Source organism: Flavobacterium sp. 103, from assembly GCF_003096795.1.
Classification (GTDB): Bacteria; Bacteroidota; Bacteroidia; order Flavobacteriales; family Flavobacteriaceae; genus Flavobacterium.
On sequence record NZ_QENX01000001.1, the window covers coordinates 13,332 to 34,855 of the forward strand.

Sequence of the window (21,524 nt, forward strand, 5' to 3'; positions counted from 1 at the left end):
TTAGTATAAAATAAAGTTAAAATTTAACTTTTAAACTTCATTCTCTGCAATCGAATTTCATAGTTTTTTATGTCAAGACTCTTCACTTACATTTTCATTCCCTCCATTGGGTCACTTCCTTTCCGGAATTTGTATTCACTATTTATGGCATAAGCACCTGTAATCACAATTTTTTTTGAGGGATCCAAATCGGATTTGATTTCAATCATTCCATTGGTTTCTATTCCTGTTTCTACCATAACATTTTCAAATATTCCTGGTCTTTTTTCAACCCAAATATAGGAAGCGTTTTCTTCTCGAATAACTGCATCAATCGGGATAAAAAGTCCTTTAGCATTTGATTGTGTCAATTTTACAACCGCCTGCATTCCCGGTTTGAATTGTAAACCCTGATTCGGAATTTCCAATCGAATTAAAATCAATCGAGTATCAGGATTGATTTCTGGATTAATAAAAGAAACACGCGCCTTTATGTTTCTAACAGGGAAATCTGGGAAAACAACTTTAGCATTTTGCCCTAAATGTACATTTTTGGCATAGTTTACATTAACTTGCGTTTCTAGCCAAAGACTATTCAAATCTGCCAATTTAATCACTGCGGAACCTTCCATCATATAACTGCCTTCTGTAGCAACTATTTCAGAAACATATCCGCTTGATGTACTATAAAAAATCGTGTAAGGAGAAACTTCAGCTTTGAATTTTATACTTTCAATTTGCGCATTGGTTAAACCAAAAAACAATAATTTTTGTTTGGCTGATTTCAGCATATTTTGAGCATTTTTACCAAAATCACCCGGCATATTCAATTGTTTATATGCTGTAAAATAATCTTGTTTGGCAATGGCAATGTCTTCGCTATACAAAGAATAAACAGGTTCATTTTTTTTGACGTATTCTCCAATGGTTTTGAAATACAACTTTTCAATTCGACCCATCGCTCTTGCCGAAAGCGTATTAACGTTCTCTTGATTAATGGCTAAAACTCCGGTATAATTTTGTTCCAGATTACTTTCACTTTTTGAAATAGTTTGAGTGGTAATATTACCCAATCGAATTTGCTGTTTACTCAAACTTATTTCACTAGGATCTGCATCATTTATATTTGTTGGAGTTAATGTCATGTGACAAATGGGACATTTTCCGGGTTTATCTTCTTTTATCTGTGGATCCATAGAGCAAGTGTAGAAAGTTGTGAGTTCTGAGTTCTGGGTTTTGGGTTGTTGATTGTTGGAATTACAAGCAACAAAAATTAGTATCAATAACAATAAATTTATCTTTCTCATCTTTATTCGGTTTTGATGAAGCTTTCGCTATCAATTAGATATTGCGCATTTTTGGCAATGGTGTCACCTGCAGAAATACCTCCAATAATTTGAACAAAATCATCTATTTCTATACCCGCTTGTATGGCTGTTGCTTTGAATCCATTGTCCATTTTAACAAAAACTATTTTTTTCTCACCCAAGCTAACCAAAGCTTGCTTTTGCAACCAAATAGCCTTTGATGAATTTAATTGTACAAGGCCTTGCAATCTTGCACCTATGAGCAATTCATAATTTTCATTATTCAGATATACCCGAATTTTATTGGTTTTATCCGCCGGATTTAATTGTGTTTCCACAAAATTTATTTTTGAGTAAATGATGTTCTTTTCATCCAATTCAGAAGTAATATCAATAGACTGATTGGTTTTAATTAGGCTATTGTACCCTTGTAAAACATTGAAAACACCCCAAACTTTATCAGTATTCATCAACTTGAAAACTACTTCCCCTTTTTTTATATAATTACCTTCTTTTACGTCCAATATTTCGGTAGTACTACCTGTGTTTGACATCGAAGAAGTTCCTGTAATAGCCATTTTTTCAGTCCCTGTAATGATTCCGTTAGCAGGACTGTAAATAGCAATTACAGGATTGACTTTTTTGGCGGAAGCCAATGCATTTATCTGAGAATTTGTCATCCCATAGAGCAATAGTTTCTGTTTTGCCGAATTAATAATTGATGCATTTTGGCTATCATTAGAAATCAAATAAATAAAATTTTGTTGCTCGGTCAATAATTCGGGACTGTACAATTCAAATATTTTTTGTCCTTTTGATACTTTTTGATACTTATAATTTACGTAGATTTTTTCAATTCGACCACTTATTCTTGCTGAGATATTTACAGCCGAATTCAAATCGTAAGTTACTATTCCGGGTAAACTGATTTCACCACGTATAACTGTGTCTTTTGCAATTATGGTTTCATAATTACCTACGACAAAATTATCGGTACGTTTCAAAAGATCGTCAATAGAATCATTTTTTTCGGAATGATCTTCGGTAACTTTTTTAACTAATGTCATTCCGCAAATAGGACAATTACCGGGTTTCTCTCGAATGATTTCAGGATGCATCGAACAAGTGTAAACCTCGTTTTGATGGTCCATTTCCAAATGTTTATCTGATTTTGGGGTAAAGAAGTAAATTCCAGTTCCAACCAAAACTACGACCAAAAATAGTATTGCAAATTTTAAATATCTGTTCATAATTTTTCGGTTTCAAGTTGTTTTTCGATTTCTACTTGTGTCGTTAAAATCGATTTTAATTTGTCTAAAGCATCAATTTGTGTCATATTCATTGCTTCCCAAGCTTCTAACGCCACAAATAAATCTCCGGTATTGTTTTGCCAAGCTAGAATGGCGGTATCATAGTTTCGTTTTAATGCAGGAATAATATTCTCTTGTGTAATTTGGTATTGTTTTTTTAGGTTCAAAAACTCAGCATTCATTCCTTTTATCATTCCGATTGCTTCGGTCGCAATCATTTGCTTTTGCCACTCCAAACTTTCGTTTTTTATGCGATAACTTTCCATATTGGCCTTATTCATTTTGGTCGACCAAGCCATCGGAATTGTAATCATTCCCATCAATGAAAATTGCTGTGGCTGATTCCCAAAAGCAAACATATGGTCATATTTTATACCAAATTCTGGTCTGGTTGCGACTTTTTCGACCTCTATTTTCAATGTATTGATATCCTTGGTTTTATCAATGGCTTTAATATCGCTTCGGTTGTTGATGTAGGAAGATAAATCGGTTTCAAAAAGATTGAAATCTTTAATTTCAAAATTAGAATCAATTTCAAAATCCTCATTTTTATCGCGAGCCATTAAGGTATTGAGCATATATTTTCGCTGTGACACATCATTTTCCAACATTACAATCATACTTTGCAAAGTGGCGTACTGAGATTTGGCCTTATAATACGATGATAATTTGTCCATATTATACTGGTAGCGTATTTCCATACTTTTAATCATGTAATTCAGGAGCTGAAGATTGTCTTGGGCTATCTTTATTTTTTTATTAATGATAATCCATTCAAAATAATAGGTTTTGGCAAATGCATTTAGTTGATTTAATGTAAAATTTTTATTTTCACTTTCGACCAATGACATGGCTTTCATTAAATTTTCATTTGCATTTAACTTAGAAGCATTCGGAATCATTTGGGTAACACCTAACATATAATTCCCCATCCCTGGTCCCATTTCATTGGCTTTCCATAAATTGGCATTGTAAGGCGTCATAAAGAATCCCGTTTCTACTTGTGGTGCCATCCAACTTCTGGCGCCTTTGGCTGAAGCATCCATACTTTGAATATCGGCATCATACATTTTTAATTGTGGATTATTTGTTTTGATGGTACTCAAAACATTTTCCAAAGTCAGTGTTTGGCCTTTACTATTTGCAAAGCTTAAAATCAAACAACTTAGAGCGATATAAAATTTATTCTTTAACATCTATCAGATTTATTTTTCCTTTTGTTCTCAATTCGTGAAGTTTCACCATTTCAAAAACAACAGGGGTTACTAACAATACATAAATCGTTGAAGTAATTGTCCCGCCTATGAGTGGAACAGTGATTGGGAGCATCACGTCGGCACCTGTTCCCGTTGCCCAAAGAATCGGGATTAATCCAAATAATGAAACCGAAACGGTCATCAATTTTGGACGCAATCGCTTGGCAGAACCTTCAATGATATATTCTCTTACTATTTCTTCTGTCAAGGTTTCGTTGCTATTTCCGTGTTTTTTGACCATTTTATTCATAGCTTCATTCAAATAAATCGTAATTAGCATTGCTGTTTCAACAGCCAAACCAAACAAAGCAATAAAACCCACCGCCACAGCTACAGATAAATTAATTCCATAAAAATAGACCATAAAAACACCTCCAATTAATGCAAACGGAACTGTTATCATGGTAATCAAAGCCTCTTTCATAGAATGATAGGTGAAGTATAAAATGAGGAAAATAATCACAACAACAATTGGCAAAATTAAGCTCAACGTTTTATTGGCTCTGATTTGATTTTCCCACTGACCACTCCATTCCACATAATATCCTTTGGGCATTTTGATAATCATTTCATTCAGTTTTGCCTGTGCTTCTTTCACCGTACTTCCTAAATCACGGTCTCGAACATTAAACAATACACTACCACGGAGCATTGCATTTTCGCTGTTTATCATTGGTGGCCCATCGCTTATTTTTACATCGGCAACCGTTTCTAAGGGAATTGGACCAAATTCCATCGTTTGTACTTGGAGTTTCTTTAAGGCTTCAATACTATTTCGGTATTCTTGTGCATATCGCGCATTGACCGAGAAACGCTGTCTTCCCTCGATGGTTGTGGTAAGTTTCATTCCGCCAATAGATGCTTCAACAACTGTATTTATGTCATCTATAGAAAGTCCATACCTGCCTATGACTTCACGTTTGGGTATAATGTCTATGTATTTTCCACCCGTAATAGGTTCGGCGTATAAATCCTTAACTCCCGAGGTTCCCTCCAAAGCCATTTTTATCTTTTGTGATAAAGCATTAATGGTGTCTAAACTTTCGCCGTAAATTTTTATACCCACATCGGTTCGAATACCCGTAGAAAGCATATTGATACGGTTGATAATCGGCTGCGTAAAACCATTGGTAACGCCCGGTATTTGCAGTTTGTTGTTGATTTCATTTATAATATCCGCTTTCTTTTTACCGTCCCTCCATTCGTTGCGGGGTTTTAGCAAAACAATTGTTTCAATCATACTCACTGGACTGTTATCGGTTGCTGTATTGGCTCTACCTGCTTTTCCCAAAACATTAGCCACTTCAGGAATTGATTTTATCAATCGGTCCTGAACCTGCAAAATCCGTTTCACTTCAGAATTGGACACATCAGGCAATGTTACTGGCATAAACAAAACGGAACCTTCGTCGAGCGGAGGCATAAATTCGGATCCCAAACGAGTGAACATTAATACGCCAATTAATAACGCCACAATATTGACTGCCAAAACTGTTTTTCTCCATTTTAAACAAAGTGTCAAAATGGGTGTGTAAATACTTTCCAATTTTCTGTTTATTGGATTTTTGTTTTCTGTACGAAGTTTGCCTTTGAGCAAAAAGCTAATCAAAACTGGCGTCAATGTAATAGCAAAAAACGCATCTACAATTAATATAAATGATTTTGTCCAAGCCAATGGACTGAACAGTTTGCCTTCCATCCCTGTAAGCAGGAACACGGGTAAAAAAGATGCAATTACTATTATGGTAGAATAAAACACACCCGGCCCGACCAATTTAGAAGAAGCCTCGATTAGTCTGAGTTTTTCTTCCGAAGTCAACGGATCACTTTCCTTTTCGAATATATTTTTCAGGTTATTTTTCATCTTAAATTGCATTTTGGTTATTATCCATTTCTTCCTGTTTCTCCGAAATTGTCCTGTATGCGTTCTCGACCATTACAATTCCGTCATCAACCAAAACACCTATCGCCAAAGCAATTCCCGTAAGAGACATGATATTCGAAGATATTCCAAAAGCTTGAAGAAAAATAAAGGCAACTGCAACAGATATAGGTATTTGAATCAAGATAATTAAAGCACTTTTCCAATGAAAAAGAAAAAGCAATACCACTATTGAAACGGCAATCATTTCTTCGAATAATGTTCCTTTAACGGATTCGATTGCTTTCTCAATCAATTCGCTTCTGTCGTAAGAGGTCTTAAAAGTTACCCCCTCGGGCAATCCTTTCTCCACTTCTTTCATTTTCAATTTGACCGCTTTTATCACTTTGTCTGCATTTTCTCCGTATCGCATCACTACAATACCACCGACGACTTCTCCTGTGCCATTTTCATCAAAAATACCCAAACGCAAATCTCCTCCCATTTGGATCGAACCAATATCTTTTACCCGCACTGGAATAGAATTGTAATTTTTGATAGCAATTTCTTCTACGTCTTTTATGTTCTTTATATAACCTAAACCTCTTATGATGTATGACATATCACTCATTTCGAACTTCCGTCCTCCCACATCATTATTATTAGCTTTGACGGCATTCATCACTTCCATCATACTGACTTTGTAATATTGCATTTTCAAAGGATCTAAAACCAATTGATATTGTTTTTCAAAACCTCCAAAAGAAGCTACTTCAGCAACTCCGGGAACTGTTTGCAAGGCAAATTTCACATACCAATCTTGCAAGGCTCTTTGCTCCCCTAAGTCCATTCCATTTGCATCTAGATGATACCAAAAAACATGACCAACCCCCGTACCATCTGGTCCAAGGGTAGGAACCACATTTTGAGGCAATAATCGTTGGGCATAATTGAGTCGTTCCAAAACCCTTGTTCTTGCCCAGTAAATATCAACATTGTCCTCAAAAACAATATATACGAAGCTCATTCCAAACATAGAAGCACCACGAATATTCTTGACTTTTGGGATTCCCTGAAGATTCGAAACCAAAGGATACGTTACTTGTGATTCGATAACCTGTGGACTTATTCCCATCCACTCCGTAAATACAATTACTTGATTTTCGGATAGATCGGGAATAGCATCTATGGGATTTTGTTGCACACTATAAACACCCCATGCAAATAAACAGGCCGAAACGAGTAAGACAACAAATCGGTTTTTTAATGAAAATGATATTAATTTTTCTACCATACTATTTTGGATAAAATTTCCCTTTCAGAATTAATAATCCGAAAGGGAAATGAATTATTTCACTTCTACATTCAATTTCATTCCACATTTTGGACATTTATCATTTAGTTTGCCTTTAGCTTCCGGATGCATCGGACAAGCATACACTTTATCAATTGATGTGGAGTCTTTCACCACCTCAGTACCATCTTTTACTGTTGTTGTTGTTGTTGTTGTTGTTGTTGTTGTTGTATCTTGTTCCGTCACTGGAGCATTTGTCGTTTCACTGTCTTTGTTTTTTTGGTTACAAGAAACCAATGTAAATGCAATAATTACAGCTAAAAGGATTATATTTTTCATTTTTATAAATTTTAGGAAACAGAGAATTGACATCATCGAAAGATTCGATTTAGTGAATTTCCGTTTTGTTTTTAGTTTAAATAATATTGAACTGAATAGGCCATAGAATAATAAAACAATAGCAAAAACTATGATTTAATAATTCAATTAACCGAAAATAGAATTGATTTTTAAAGCAAACATTGCTTTCGATTTGACACATTTATGGCTGTCAAAATTTGATTTAGCTTATTTTTGGTATAAGCCATAAAGAATTGAAACCAGAAGAAATTTTGGTTTCATAGTTGCAAAAATTTTGTTTTCCTGAAGAGAAATTAAAACGATTTGAAGTACTATTCCATTCAGCAATCGAAACAGATGTATTGCAGGAAGAAGCACAACCACATTTAGAATGATTGCATTTGCCATCACAACCTTCGTGATTTTTGCTTTTTGAATGACTGTCTTTTTTACAACAATCGTCATTACACATTTTGGAAGAAATCTCTTTTCTGGAAGAATGATTTGCAGAATTCATTTCACACGCAAAAACATCAACTGGCGTCAGTAAGATGCCAAACAATATTAGTACTAAAATGTGAAATTTATTCATTTTTATTTTCTTAATTTCAATTCAAATTTAATTAATTTATTTTGATTGATTCCTAATAAGGTGTTAAAAACGTAATACAGATAAATCAAAAAGGATGTTTATGAATTACAAACACCTTTTTTGAATTTAATCTAAAATTTCATTCTCTGAATCCGAACGGCATTCAAAATAGCCAATAAAGCGACTCCTACATCTGCAAAAACTGCCTCCCACATTGTAGCCAATCCTCCTGCTCCTAGTACTAAAACAACGGCTTTTACCACAAAAGCCATGGTTATATTTTGCCAAACTATTTTTTTGGTTTGTTTTCCAATGTTTATTGCGGTATAAATTTTTGAAGGCTGGTCGTTTTGAATAACAATATCGGCAGTTTCAATGGTAGCATCACTTCCTAAACCCCCCATTGCAATTCCGGCATCGGCGAGTGCAATTACGGGCGCATCATTTACTCCATCACCAACGAATGCTACTTTTAAATTTTGTGATTTTAATGCTTCTACATGTTCAGCCTTATTTTCTGGCAATAAATCTCCAAAAGCCAATTCGATATTCAGTTCTTTTGCAACTGCATCAACAACAGCTTGTTTATCACCAGAAAGCATAATAGTTTTGACATTTATTTTATGCAAACTTTCAATAGTAGCTTTCGCATCTTCCTTAATCTCATCTGCAATCAAAAAGTAACCGGAATAAACCTTATTAATCGCAACAACTATAATAGTAAAAGCTGAATTATCCAGTTCCAAATCATAATTTATATTGAACTTCTTCATTAAATTTACATTTCCAACTATTATTTCGATATCATCTATTTTCCCTTTAAGTCCATGCCCTGCAATTTCTTGAACTTCAGTAATATTTATTTTTTTATCTAATCCTTTTGCATATTCCACAATTGCTGTTCCTACAGGATGTGTAGATTTTGATTCTAATGCGGCTGTATATTGAACCAAATCTTGTTCTGAAATGCCTACAGCCACCACTTTTTGAACTGTAAATACGCCTTTGGTCAACGTTCCTGTTTTATCCAAAACAACTACTTGAATGGCTGCCATTATATCCAGAAAATTGGACCCTTTGAATAGAATTCCATTTTTGCTCGCGGCTCCAATTCCTCCAAAATACCCTAACGGAATAGAAATCACCAAAGCACAAGGACAAGAAATTACCAAGAAAACCAAAGCTCGATACAGCCAATCACTGAACACATAATGGGCAACAAAAAACATAGGTACCAAACAAATTGCTAGTGCCAAATAAACTACGATTGGTGTATATAGGTTAGCAAACTTCCTAATAAACAATTCGGTTGGTGCTTTTTTGGCAGTTGCCTCTTGCACCATTTCCAAGATTTTAGAGAGTTTACTGTCGGTATAAGCAGTCGTGACTTCAATTTCAACAACGGTGTTCAAGTTAATCATACCAGCCAAAACAATATCATTTTTTCTCTTACTAGCAGGCTTACTTTCACCAGTTAAAGCTGCAGTATTGAAAGTAGCACTTTTAGAAAGTAATTTTCCATCTAAAGCTAATTTTTCTCCTGGTTTTAATTGAATAATTGCACCAATACCAATTTCGGATGCTTTGATTGAAATAGTTTTATCCCCTTCTAAAACAGTTGCAAAGTCAGGTCTTTGATCTAATAATAATTTGATATTGGACTTAGCCCTTTTCACTGCTAGTCCTTGCAAATTCTCACCAATACCGTAAAATAACATTACGGCAACTCCTTCGGGAAATTGTCCGATGGCAAATGCGCCTATAGTTGCAATTACCATTAATGAAAATTCTGAAAAAAATTGCCCTTTTTTAATACTCTCAAAAGTTTCTTTTAAAACGGGTAAACCAACCGGAATGTAAGCAACAATATACCAGCCTATTCGAACCCAATATGTGAACCAAGTTTGAGGAAAATAATTATCGAAAACAATTCCAATCAGCAATAAGCAAAAAGAAATTACAGATGGAAAGAACATTTGAAAATAGCTCCCATCTCCGTGTGAATGATCATGATCGTGATCGTGATTGTGACCATTATCTTCACTATGATTTTCCGATCCACTATCAGTCGTACAACAGCTTGAATTTGAATTGTTATTTTTTGTGCTACCTTTTTCTTTAATGGTACAACGCGACTCTTTGCCGTTTATATCTTGTTTTTCCATTTGTTTCATATGCAGATAATATTTGTTTTTTATAGGAACATAGCACCGCTATTCCCTATTTGCGATCGTGATTAAACAATCTGTTGATTTTATATAATTCTTTTTTTGTATTCGATAAAAAACAAGAAATAAGCAATGACGAATACTGTTGCTATAGCTGTAACCAAAAAGGTTGTATTTGCATCAAATTCATACCAAATAAATCCCGCCAACGAACTGGCAATCATAGCGCAAATACTTTGAAACGCTGAATATGTTCCAATTGCTGTTGCTGTATCTTTTTTATCGGAAACGTTACTAATCCAGGCTTTTGAAATACCTTCGGTTGCCGCCGCGTATATTCCATAAATTAAAAACAATGAAGCAATAATGTAAATATTGGTACTAAGCGCCATTCCGAAATATACTATCGAAAATAACAAAAGTCCAAAAACAAACATTTTCTTGAGCCCTATTTTATCAGCGTAAAAACCTAATGGAAAAGCGCAAAGAGCATAGACTAAATTATAGAAAATGTAAACTCCTATAACCGACGTATCATTTAAACCCGCTTGCTTGGCCTTTAGCAATAAAAAAACATCCGAACTATTAAATATCGCGAAAGCCAAAAGCCCAACCACAATTTTACGATATTGCAACGGACTCGTTTTCCAGTACTTTAGAAATGAAAAAAAAGACGTTGCCTTTACTTCTGGTAAACTCTTTTTGTTTTTATCTTTCAAAAAAAAAGAAGCCGCTATTGCTAATAAACCAGGAACAAAAGCAATATAAAAAAGTGTTTTGTATTGCTGTGGATAAAAATAAAGATACAATAATGCCAAAGATGGTCCCAAAACCGCACCAAAAGTATCCATAGAGCGATGAAATCCAAATATCTTCCCCTTAGTTTCGGTAGTTGCTTCGTCAGATAGAATCGCATCTCTCGCACCAGTACGAATCCCTTTTCCGAATCGATCCATTGCCCGCGAGAAGAAAATCCATATTGGAAATGAAAAAATAGCCATCATTGGTTTTGAAATCGAACTTAGTGCATATCCCAGTTGTACAAAAGGAACGCGTTTCCCTGAATTATCCGATAATTTCCCAAAATAACCTTTACTTAAACCTGCTAAAGCTTCTGCAAAACCTTCTAAAGCCCCTATTAAAACAATTGAAAACCCTATTGTTTTTAAATAAATAGGCATTATGGGATACAACATTTCACTAGCAGTATCAGTAAACAAACTGATTAAAGAGAGTATCCAAACCGTTCTAGAAATATGCCTGATTATTTTCATTGCTGTACGCTTAGTATGCTTAACAAAAATAGTCTTTAAATCTCTTTTTCATCCAATTGCCTTTTCTTTATTAAAATAATAAATTAAAGCATATTATAAAACACTCTCAAATTTTTAAACACATATAAAATCCATATTGATGATTATCAATTTCAGGAATAAGGGTAACATTTTTTGTTTTTTCAAAAGGGTTCCATTTAATGATTGGGTCAAAATAATAAACCACTTTTGATACTAAAATACCAATTCCTGCACCCACCAAAACATCCGATAGCCAATGCGCATCATTCATTATCCTCAAAGCACCTGTAGTCGTTGCAAAACCATAACCACTATAAGCTAACAAAGGGCTAGTGTCTTTGAATTCTTCAAACAAAACAGTAGCATTGGTAAAAGCCGAAGAAGTATGTGCAGAGGGAAAAGACTGACCATCTGGAGAACCATTTGGCCGAATTTTATAAATATGAGTTTTTAATTTGAATGTAATAAAATCAGTAATAACTATTGATAAAGTCAAATTTTTAGTTTGGTCAAACCAATGATTTTTTGCTTTTACTCCCATTACATCAGCAGCGTAAAGTTCTACTATTGGCACATACCGAGTGTAATTGTCTGCCGTTGTGCTAAAATCATCCCCAACAGCATTTCTGACACCTTCTTGAAAAGACTTCTCGAAGTTACTACTACTTATCAAACTTCCACCAGCAATCAGGGCAATCGGCACAATACTCATTTTCAGAAAACTGTTTTTTTGCTTTGATTTTATATTGATAGTATCGTTTTGCGCTTTAACAGTTATTGTAAAGGATAATAATACCATTGCTAAAAGAGATGCTTTTATTCGCATAATTTAAGAAGGTTAATTTTAATAATTATGCACTGATTGAGCATTCAAAAAACTACATAAAATGCTTAAAATGTTTTTCGTTTTTATATACTTGAGCCAACAAACTCGGCAGAACAATCAATAACAAAGGCATTGCAATAATAAATCCGCCAATCACTGCTATCGCTAAAGGTTGGTGTAATTCTGAACCCGTTCCAATTCCGATAGCCAAAGGCAAAAGTGCAATTATAGCACCTAAAGCAGTCATTAATTTTGGCCGTAATCGTGTTGAAATAGAATAGACTATGGATTCGTTTACGTTTCGGGTCAATTTGAAAGTTTCTCGAAATTGAAGAAAAGTGAAAATCGCATTTTCTGCAATAATACCCACTATCATAATGATTCCCGTGTAACTGCCAACATTTAAAGGAGTCTCTGTTATAAAAAGCAAAATATAACTTCCCGCAATACCTAAAACGGAAATTAAAAGTAAGACAAATGCAATTCTGAAATCTCTAAAAAGAAACAAAATAACTCCAAAAACCAATAATGAAGATGCAATCAAAATCATCAATAATTCCTCAAATGATTGCTGTTGATCCTTGTAGGCTCCCCCATATTCAATATAATAGCCGCTTGGCAAATGAATTTTATCAGTAACTTTCGTTTGAATTTCTTGCATTACGCTTCCCAAATCCCGATTGTCCAATCGTCCGGTAACTACATTCATCATTTGAAGATTTTCGCGTTCAATTTCAGCAATTCCTTTTTGTACCGAAATTGTAACTAAACTTGAAATTGGAATAGCTTGTCCGTTGGGTAGGAATATCTTGAGTTGTTTAATATCTTCCAAACTGCGCTTTTGTCCATTGGAATAAATCAATCGAATAGACGTTTGCTTTTCATTTTCTAATAAACTACCTACCACATTTCCCTCTAAAGCAGTTTGCATTTGAAATTGCAAGTCAGTTGGGGTGATTCCATATTGTGCCAATTGCGCATAATTGGGCTGAATCGTTATTTCTGGCCCTGCCAAAACAATGCCATTAAATACGTCTGCGGTTCCTTTTACATTTTCAACAATTCCACTAACTTCTTTGGCAATTCTTTGTAATTCAGTTTGATTGCTTCCATATATTTTGACTTCAATTGGAGAAACAGAACTCATTAAATCGCCTAACATATCTCCAATAACCTGACCAAAATCAATACGCAACGCCGGCTGTGTCGCCTCAACTTTGGCTCTAATTTCGTCAATTACGTCATTACTGCTTTTGCTTCTGTTTTTCTTTAATTGAATCAAATAATCGCCACGATTGGGCTCAGTGATAAAAAAACCCATTTGCGTTCCCGTTCTACGACTGTAGGCTTCAACTTCAGGTATTTTTATAATAATTTTCTCCACTTCATTTAGCATTCTGTCCGTTTCTTCGAGCGAAGTTCCTGGAGGACTTTCGTAATCCAAAATGATACTTCCTTCATCCATTTCTGGTAAAAAGCCAGTCTCCAAGTTTGGCAAAATAATAAAAATGGAAAGAACCAAAACTATACAAAAAGCAATGCTGATAATGGGTTTTGAAATAAAATAAGCTACCCAATTTTGTGTTTTAACCTCGTGACTCTGGATTTTTTTTTGAATTCCGCTGGCTGAATTTTCATTTTTTGTAAGCAACAAATAAACCACCGGAAGCAATAACCAAGTAACAAAAAAAGAACAAATCAAGGTGATGATCATTGTATCGGTCAGTACTTTAAAATAGGAACCCGCAACACCACTCATTAATACAAAAGGGATAAAAATTACAATAGTACTAATCGATGAACCGACCATTGCTGGGAATAAGTAGTGAATAGCTTTTTGCAAAAGATTCACTGTAGGCTCCTCAGGGTGTTCTTCGTGTGTTCTGTGAATTTGCTCAACAACCACAATCGCATCGTCTATTATTAATCCCAAAGCAGCAGCAATGGCTCCCAAAGTCATAATATTAAAACTATTTCCGGTGAGGTATAATACAATTAAGGTTAAACCTAAAGTTACGGGTATGACGATTAAAATGGTAGCACTGGCCTTAACCGATTTCAAAAACAAAACTGCTACAATGATAGCCAACAACAAGCCTAATAACAAACTATCGGTTACACTTTTGACCGCATCATTTACAAAAGTAGCCTGTTCATAAAAAGGTTTGATTTTTATCCCATTTGGCAGAATCTTTTTTAAAGATTCTAACTTTGCATTCATATTACTCGAAAGCGTAATCAAATTAGCATTAGGTTGTTTAATGACGGCAACTAAAATGCTTTCTTTACCATTGGCATTAACTTTTATATATTCTTTGGCCTCCTTTATTTCGACTGTAGAAATATCTTTTAGTGTAATAATTCCTTTGCCATTATTAAGAATGACAAGGTTTTCCAACTCTTCTTTTTTATCTACTTGTGCATCGGTGATGGTTAAATACAAATACCGATAATCCGATAGATAACCATTGGATTTAATAAAATTGGTTTGGCTTAAAATTTGTGAAATACTATTTGGCGAAATGCCAAGTGCTCTCATTTTTTCAAAATCCAACGACAGCCAATACTCTTTTTCTTTTCCACCGATGATTCTAATTTCAGAAACACCATCAATTTGGGAAAGAAAGGGTTTGATAGTGAAATTGGCAATCTTCTTTAACTCAATGGGAGACATTCCTTTGCCTTCAATCGCGTAACCAATTACTGGAAGGATTGACGGATTCATTTTTTCAACCGTAATTTGAGTATCTGGCGGAAGGTTATTTTGGATTTGGCTAATTTGCTCTTCAATACGGGTTTTACTCAAATCTATATCTGCATTCCAATCCATAAAAGCTGAAATTTCACAACTTCCGCGACTGGTGGTACTGCGAACGGTCTTTAAATCTTGTACTTTTTTGATAGCGGTTTCTAGCGGTTTAGTAACCGTAATCATCATTTTGTCTATGGGTTGCTGTCCTGCATCGGCAATGATTTTTATTTTGGGAAAAGTAATTTCTGGAAACAAACTGGTTTGCATTTTGGAATACGCAAAAAAACCACCCAAAATAATCAGGAAAATAATGGTGCTTAATCCGTTTTTGTGTCTTACAAAAAAGTTGTTCATTTTTTATTTTTTTTAGCTACAGATTAAAAAATTTTAAAGGATTTTTAAGAATCTGTCAAATCATTTAAATCTATGGCAAACTTATTTAATCCTTAATCACTCTGACCTTAATTGTATCTCCTACTCCGTAATTACCCGTGAGTAAAATTCGATCTTCTACCGTTAGAACAGGAGAAAGAATTTCAACTTTATCTTCTGTTTGAATTCCTTTTTTTATCGGAATTTTGATTGCTGTATCAGCGTTTATCATTTTCATTATCCAAAAATCAGTTTCGGTTTCATCGCTTAAAACGGCCAATTTTGGCACTGAAATACCTTTATAATTAGTCGCTTTATTTACCCGAACTTTCACGATTAAATTCTCTGGAATATCTTGTTTGCCATTTATTTTTAAAATCACATTTTGCGTTTGGGAAGTAGCGTCAACTGAAGGCGAAAATTTTTCTACAGTCGCAGTTCTTTTTGAATTGTCTGGTAAAAAAACATTTAATTGTTGACCGACCGAAATATATTTCTTCAAATCGTATGGTAAACTCAAAACAATTACAAAACTTTTGGCATCATTGATGGTAACCAAGGCATCTCCGTCCTGCACATAATCGCCTTGTTGCACATTGACCATCGTTACTGTTCCGTTGGTGTTCGAAAGCACCTTGATCGCTCCACCAAAACCCAAAGTTGGGTCTATTTTATTTACGGAATTTCCAAGGACTTTGGCTTCTCGAGTTTTTATCGAAAATAATTCCTTACCATTGACTACAAAATCATTTGTCGCCACATTTACAGAATTTAAATAGCCCGTTGCGTTGGCTTTAATGCTATTTTTTACCAAATAAGTAGCCGTTGCATTCAGGTCAATATAGCTTTGTATACCGGTGGTATCAATTGAAGTTAAAGTTACCGGAACTCGAACAGCAGTTGGGGTTTCAGATTCGGATTTATCTTTACAGGAAATAAAAAAAACTGTAATTAGCAAACCTATAGAAAATGTTTTTTTCATTATGTTAGTCATTAGAAATCCAATAATTGATTTCGTTAATAAGTAGCAATTTGTTGATTTTGTTTTGAGAAATCGAATTATTGAGCGTGATAACATTTCCAATTGCAATAACAAAATCTGTTATTTGGGCATCACCTGACAGTAATAGTTTTTTGTCAGCTTCAATTAACGCATCGGTTATTTGAAGCTGAGATTGTAATTGGTTTCCTGTATCCACAGTTTGTTTCAATTTCTGATTAAGCATCAGTAATTGTTGTTGGTATTGCTTATTGAAATGGGTTTTGTAAGCCAAATTAGTGGCCACTGCCTGCTCATTTTTTTGATGTTGCAATGATCTTTGATTTCCGTCATAAATAGGAATTGACATTCCTAATCCAACACTAAATCCAAAATTTTTATACGGCAGATACTCAAAACTCGACAAATAGCCCGCGTCGCCAAGCAAGGCCAATGTAGGTTTATAAGCGTTATCTATCAACTTACTTTGATTAACAATTTTCAAACTATCAACTTCAAATTGTTTTAAGAAGATTGTTTTTTCAGGACTTGAAATCGTTTTTAAGTTAATATCCGGTTTTGCCAAACTCACAAAAGTGGTATCGGTTTCACCAGACAAATAATTGAGTATTCCCAAATTATTTTGATATTGTTGCTTAAGTTGTAAAACTTGTAATTCCTGCTGTTTTAATGTGGAAAGAAAAATCAAATAATCGGTTTGTTTATAAATGGAATTTTGAGCTAATTTTTTCAGCGTATTCAAACCGTTGCCCAATAGCGCTATCATTTTTTGATTATACACTATTTGTTCGGCGCTTCCGTATGTCGTGATATATTGGTCGGCGATTACTTTACTCAAATCTTTGAGAGCTATTTTTTTGTTTAAAACCAAACTCTCTTTTAGAATTTTGAAACTTTCAGCCTGTGAATCTGATATTTTCTTACCGACTATTTTTTGATTAATACCAATCAAACCTGAAACGGATTGTCCATTAGTTATAGCGGTATCATAACCAATTCCATTAATAACTGGCGCATAATTAGCATTGAGGTTTCCAGTAACTAGTGGTTTGTAATTGGCTCTATTAATCAAACTGTCAATTTGATTTGACTTGATTTGATTGGACAAATCAGTGAGTAAAGGCGAATTATTTTGTGCCTTTTCCATATAAAATCGCAAATCTTTTTCTTGCGAAAAAGACTGTAGACAAATAAAGCTAAGAATGAAAAAAAAGATGAATCTCATTAACTGATTTATAAAATAAAATTATTTTTTGCTATTACTCGCGACAACCAAAACCACAGAAGAATTGGAAACAATAGAAGCTCTTGGGTTAGGATTTTCGGTAGTTGCTTTGGGTTTTGCACCAAAATCAGCGGTGGTTAGATATAAATCCCCCCTAGTTTTGTTTAATACAATGGTTCTTGCTCCTTTTTGAGTTTTTACCGTTTCCAGAACCGAAAAGGTATTTGCGTTTTGTTCTTTTACAACCGTAATTGTTCCTTCACCGTTGGAACTAAAAACAAGTTTCTTTTTGGCATCAAAAGCAACACCATCACAACCATCTCCAATAGGTAATGTTTTGATAACTTTTCCATTTGAAGCATCAACAACAACCATCAGTTTATTGCCACAAACCGAAAATAATCTATTGGAATCTAAATCAATGGCCAGTCCTGATGGTTCATCACCAGGTGCAATACTCCAAGTTCCAATTACTTCCAATTTAGTGACATCGATTGTTTTGATTTCGTTTTTATCTTCAATGTTGACATAAATCAAGCCTTTGGTATTAGTAACCGAAAATTCGGGTTTTCCGCCCAATGGAATTGTTTTTACAACTTTATTAGTAATGGCATCAAGAACAGTTGCATCCTTAGAATTGGCATTATAGGTAAATACTTTTTGAGAAAACTGATCGTACAAAACAGCATCAGGCTTTTGACCATCAATGGCAACTTTTTCAATCAATTCGAGGCTTTTCAGATCAATAATTGTAACAGAATTATCCTTCCCGTCAGTGATAAAAGCTTTGTTTAAATCATTTGCTATTGCAATTCCATGAACACCTTTGGTATCACTAATGGTTGCAATAGTTGTGTCCGATTTTAAATCCACTACATTAACAACACTTCCGTGTGAAACGAACAAATTTTGATTTACTTCGTCAACAGCAAGATAATCCCAACCTTCATTACCTGCAATTTTAATTTTTTTAGAAACTTTATACTCTTGACTTAGACAAGTCATAAAACATAAAAAGGTAAGTGCTATGGAAAGTATTTTTTTCATTGGACCGATTTTTGAGTATAAATATCGGGATTCCAATTTGATATTAAATTAAATTTCGCTTAATTTATTGCTTCTGTCCATCAAATAAAATGGGTTTATTTTTTTTCTTATTAATCCATTTATTCAATTTATAACACAAAAAAGCAGAACCACTACCCACAAGTGCACCTGCCAAAACATCGGTTGGATAATGAACGCCAAGATATAAACGGGAATAACCAACTGCACCAGCCCATAAGAAAGACGGAGCAATAACATACCATTTTGGGTAAGCCATACTTAATGATGTCGCTGTCGCAAAAGCCGATGAAGTATGACCTGATGGAAAAGAATAACTGGATTCTTCTACAACATTATCAATTTCTGGATAGGTAACATATGGTCTGTCCCTTTTAACAATGCTTTTTAATGCCAAAGAAACAAATGCTGAAGCGGCAAAAGTTTCTCCTATAAATATGGCTTTTTTCTTTGTGAGACTGTCTTTTTCGATTAGCCCAACCGCATAGATAACAATAGGAGTTCCAATACTAACAGGCATGGCACTATTTGTAATCCCAATCATTGTTGATTCGAGATTTGTATTTCTATTTAAATTTATTTTCTTTAAAAGATCTATATCCGAATTTTGGGCATTTGAAATTGAAAAACAAAAAAGGAATACAAAAAGGGAAAGGATTTTAGACATATTGACTTTGTAAAATTGGTTTAAAAAAATCGGCTATGCCAGCTGTCCATAGCGGGAACTTCCCATGATTCATTGAACTCTTCGATATTGTTAACCAAATTATTAAAGACAATTGTATTTTCGGTAACTGCTTTATCTTTCGCCATTTTCTTAAAAACAATCAATGACTTATGTGCAATATGATCTCCTAGTTTGAAGGTTACATTCATTTTATCTAATAAATCTACATTGTATTTTTTTTCCAAACTTTGGATAAATTCAACTGAAGAATCAATAGAACAACCTGTAGCTGCTTGAACATCCTGATTTACGGCAATTATAATAAAACGATTGTATTTCAATAAATACGAAGACTCCAGGCTAGTTCCGTGTGCCGCCCATTCGTTAAGGAAAGCTTGCAAATCAGTTTCAATTTCAGAAAACTCGGCATCCGAGAACTTTCTGTTCGATTGATAAATCCAAATTCTAGATTCTTCGGGTAAATTTTCAAAAGGAACGTACATGTTGTGTAATTTTAGATTTATGATTTTAGATTTTTACACCTAAAATTTATTTGTATATTTTAATTTAAAAAGTGGAAATATATCCAAATCCTACTTGTTTCCCATCATAATAAGGAATAAACGCAGATTTTTTGTTTGGATTACTTTTGGAAGCAAATAATTTATTAACCGTTGGGAACAACCAATAACCTGCTTTGGCACTTAATATCCCAATTCCGGCTCCGGCTACCACATCGGTAAGCCAGTGTCGGTTATTATACATTCTAAATGCTCCTGTAAAAGTAGCTATAGCATATCCAGAAACACCATACCAAATAGAAACATCTTTATATTCCTGATATAGAAATTCTGCTCCCATAAAAGCGGTTGCAGTATGCCCTGAAGGAAAAGAATTATTACTTGTCCCATCAGGTCTTTCAACTTTAGTAATACTCTTTAATCCTGTAACCGTTGCTGTCATCAACAAAAAGGAGGTTGCAAGGATTATCGATTTATCTTTAAAATTATTTTTTCCTTTTATTCCAAAAGCTCCTAAAGCATAAACTGAAGCAGCTGGCGCATATTGAGTAAAGTCATCAATTGTTATTTGCTTATCAATATGTTCTACTACCTCTTCACTGATTTCGGCGTTTAGATCTTTTAATTGATCGCTATTAATTCCAATTACTCCAAATCCAATCAAAGCGGCTGGAAGTATCAATTGTTTAACATTAAACTTTAATTGTTTAACGGCACTCGAATCCGGAATGGAATCTTGAAAATTTACTTTCACTGTCGTTTGGGCTAATAAGGAACTCCAAATTGGCAATAACACTAGGAAAATAAATTTTCGTTTAGCCATTTTTTATAAATCTTGGGCGTTAGCAATCAATTCGGCAATATCCATTACTTTTACATCTCCTTCTCTTTCCTTGTTTTTAACTCCATCGGTCAACATGGTATTACAAAAAGGACAACCTGCAGCAATAATGTCAGGTTTTGTTTCAAGAGCATCTTCTGTTCTTTCCACATTGATTTCTTTATTACCAGGCTCAGCATCTTTAAACATTTGTGCCCCTCCTGCTCCGCAACATAAACCATTTGCTTTAGAACGTTTCATTTCTAGTAATTCAACGTCCAGTTTCTGAATTAAATCCCTTGGTGCTTCGTATACATTATTGGCACGTCCTAAATAACAAGGATCATGAAAAGTAATACGCTTCCCTTTAAACTGTCCTCCTTCGATAGTCAGACGTCCTGAATCTAATAATGATTTAAGGAATTCTGTGTGATGCACCACTTCATAATGGCCACCCAATTCTGGGTATTCATTTTTTAAAGTATTAAAACAATGCGGACAAGCAGTAACTATTTTTTTTGCTTCATAAGCATTAAGCACTTCGATATTCATCATGGCTTGCATTTGAAACAAAAACTCATTTCCTGCTCTTTTTGCTGGATCTCCAGTACAACTTTCTTCTGTACCTAAAACGGCAAAAGAAACATTGGCACGATTTAGAATTCGTACAAATGCCTTTGTTATTTTCTTTGCTCTATCGTCAAAACTACCTGCACAACCTACCCAAAATAAAACTTCTGGTTGTTTTCCTTGGGCTAGCATTTCGGCCATTGTTGGCACAATTAAATTTTCTGACATTTCTTTTTTGTTTAATCGTTTAAATGTTGAATCGTTTATTTGTTAATTGTTTAATCGGTTAAACTTTTTACCGATTA

The 21,524-nt window shown here is 34.3% G+C and carries 18 protein-coding genes; all 18 read right to left on the bottom strand.

Translation table 11 applies throughout. The features are described 5' to 3' along the window. Positions 1-86: 86 nt before the first annotated feature. On the bottom strand, positions 87-1,286 hold the full coding sequence (locus C8C85_RS00065) for an efflux RND transporter periplasmic adaptor subunit (protein ID WP_116795239.1): 1,200 nt from the start codon (positions 1,284-1,286) through the stop codon (positions 87-89). A 2-nt stretch (positions 1,287-1,288) separates the two neighbouring features. Then, positions 1,289-2,536, bottom strand: a complete 1,248-nt coding sequence (locus C8C85_RS00070) for an efflux RND transporter periplasmic adaptor subunit (protein WP_116795240.1) — start codon at positions 2,534-2,536, stop codon at positions 1,289-1,291. Then, positions 2,533-3,792, bottom strand: coding sequence for a TolC family protein (locus C8C85_RS00075; protein ID WP_116795241.1), 1,260 nt, complete (start codon positions 3,790-3,792; stop codon positions 2,533-2,535). Before C8C85_RS00075 ends, C8C85_RS00070 begins: the two co-directional genes overlap by 4 nt. Next, a complete protein-coding gene (locus tag C8C85_RS00080) occupies positions 3,779-5,716 on the bottom strand; it encodes an efflux RND transporter permease subunit (protein ID WP_116798315.1) in 1,938 nt (645 codons plus the stop codon). Before C8C85_RS00080 ends, C8C85_RS00075 begins: the two co-directional genes overlap by 14 nt. A 1-nt stretch (position 5,717) precedes the next feature. Then, positions 5,718-7,007 (bottom strand): efflux RND transporter permease subunit, encoded by a 1,290-nt coding sequence (locus C8C85_RS00085; protein WP_116795242.1) that lies wholly within the window; start codon positions 7,005-7,007, stop codon positions 5,718-5,720. A gap of 54 nt (positions 7,008-7,061) precedes the next feature. Then, the gene (locus C8C85_RS00090) at positions 7,062-7,346 is read right to left on the bottom strand and encodes a heavy metal-binding domain-containing protein (RefSeq protein WP_116795243.1); all 285 of its coding nucleotides are present in this window, start codon (positions 7,344-7,346) and stop codon (positions 7,062-7,064) included. A gap of 223 nt (positions 7,347-7,569) precedes the next feature. Then, positions 7,570-7,938, bottom strand: a complete 369-nt coding sequence (locus C8C85_RS00095; protein WP_116795244.1) for a hypothetical protein — start codon at positions 7,936-7,938, stop codon at positions 7,570-7,572. A gap of 131 nt (positions 7,939-8,069) precedes the next feature. Continuing rightward, entirely contained in the window at positions 8,070-10,112 is a 2,043-nt protein-coding gene (locus tag C8C85_RS00100; RefSeq protein WP_116795245.1) for a heavy metal translocating P-type ATPase, read from the bottom strand. A gap of 80 nt (positions 10,113-10,192) precedes the next feature. Beyond that, complete coding sequence (locus C8C85_RS00105; RefSeq protein WP_207786910.1) at positions 10,193-11,380, bottom strand: MFS transporter; 1,188 nt, start codon at positions 11,378-11,380, stop codon at positions 10,193-10,195. Between the two features lie 106 nt (positions 11,381-11,486). Further along, complete coding sequence (locus tag C8C85_RS00110) at positions 11,487-12,227, bottom strand: phosphatase PAP2 family protein (protein WP_116795246.1); 741 nt, start codon at positions 12,225-12,227, stop codon at positions 11,487-11,489. A 52-nt stretch (positions 12,228-12,279) separates the two neighbouring features. Beyond that, positions 12,280-15,333: an efflux RND transporter permease subunit gene (locus tag C8C85_RS00115; RefSeq protein ID WP_116795247.1), complete on the bottom strand. Its 3,054-nt coding sequence runs from the start codon at positions 15,331-15,333 to the stop codon at positions 12,280-12,282. An 85-nt stretch (positions 15,334-15,418) separates the two neighbouring features. After that, positions 15,419-16,333 carry an HlyD family efflux transporter periplasmic adaptor subunit gene (locus tag C8C85_RS00120; protein WP_165818072.1) on the bottom strand — a complete coding sequence of 305 codons (915 nt, stop codon included), beginning with the start codon at positions 16,331-16,333 and terminating at the stop codon, positions 15,419-15,421. 4 nt (positions 16,334-16,337) lie between these two features. Continuing rightward, positions 16,338-17,498 (bottom strand): TolC family protein, encoded by a 1,161-nt coding sequence (locus C8C85_RS00125; RefSeq protein ID WP_165818073.1) that lies wholly within the window; start codon positions 17,496-17,498, stop codon positions 16,338-16,340. A gap of 99 nt (positions 17,499-17,597) precedes the next feature. Beyond that, positions 17,598-18,623, bottom strand: coding sequence for a YncE family protein (locus C8C85_RS00130; RefSeq protein WP_116795250.1), 1,026 nt, complete (start codon positions 18,621-18,623; stop codon positions 17,598-17,600). Between the two features lie 64 nt (positions 18,624-18,687). Further along, positions 18,688-19,185: a phosphatase PAP2 family protein gene (locus C8C85_RS00135; protein ID WP_165818074.1), complete on the bottom strand. Its 498-nt coding sequence runs from the start codon at positions 19,183-19,185 to the stop codon at positions 18,688-18,690. A 143-nt stretch (positions 19,186-19,328) separates the two neighbouring features. After that, complete coding sequence (locus C8C85_RS00140; protein WP_116795252.1) at positions 19,329-19,811, bottom strand: ABC transporter ATPase; 483 nt, start codon at positions 19,809-19,811, stop codon at positions 19,329-19,331. 64 nt (positions 19,812-19,875) lie between these two features. After that, a complete protein-coding gene (locus C8C85_RS00145; RefSeq protein WP_116795253.1) occupies positions 19,876-20,652 on the bottom strand; it encodes a phosphatase PAP2 family protein in 777 nt (258 codons plus the stop codon). Positions 20,653-20,655: 3 nt separating this feature from the next. After that, positions 20,656-21,447 carry a (Fe-S)-binding protein gene (locus tag C8C85_RS00150; RefSeq protein ID WP_116795254.1) on the bottom strand — a complete coding sequence of 264 codons (792 nt, stop codon included), beginning with the start codon at positions 21,445-21,447 and terminating at the stop codon, positions 20,656-20,658. Positions 21,448-21,524: the final 77 nt, after the last annotated feature.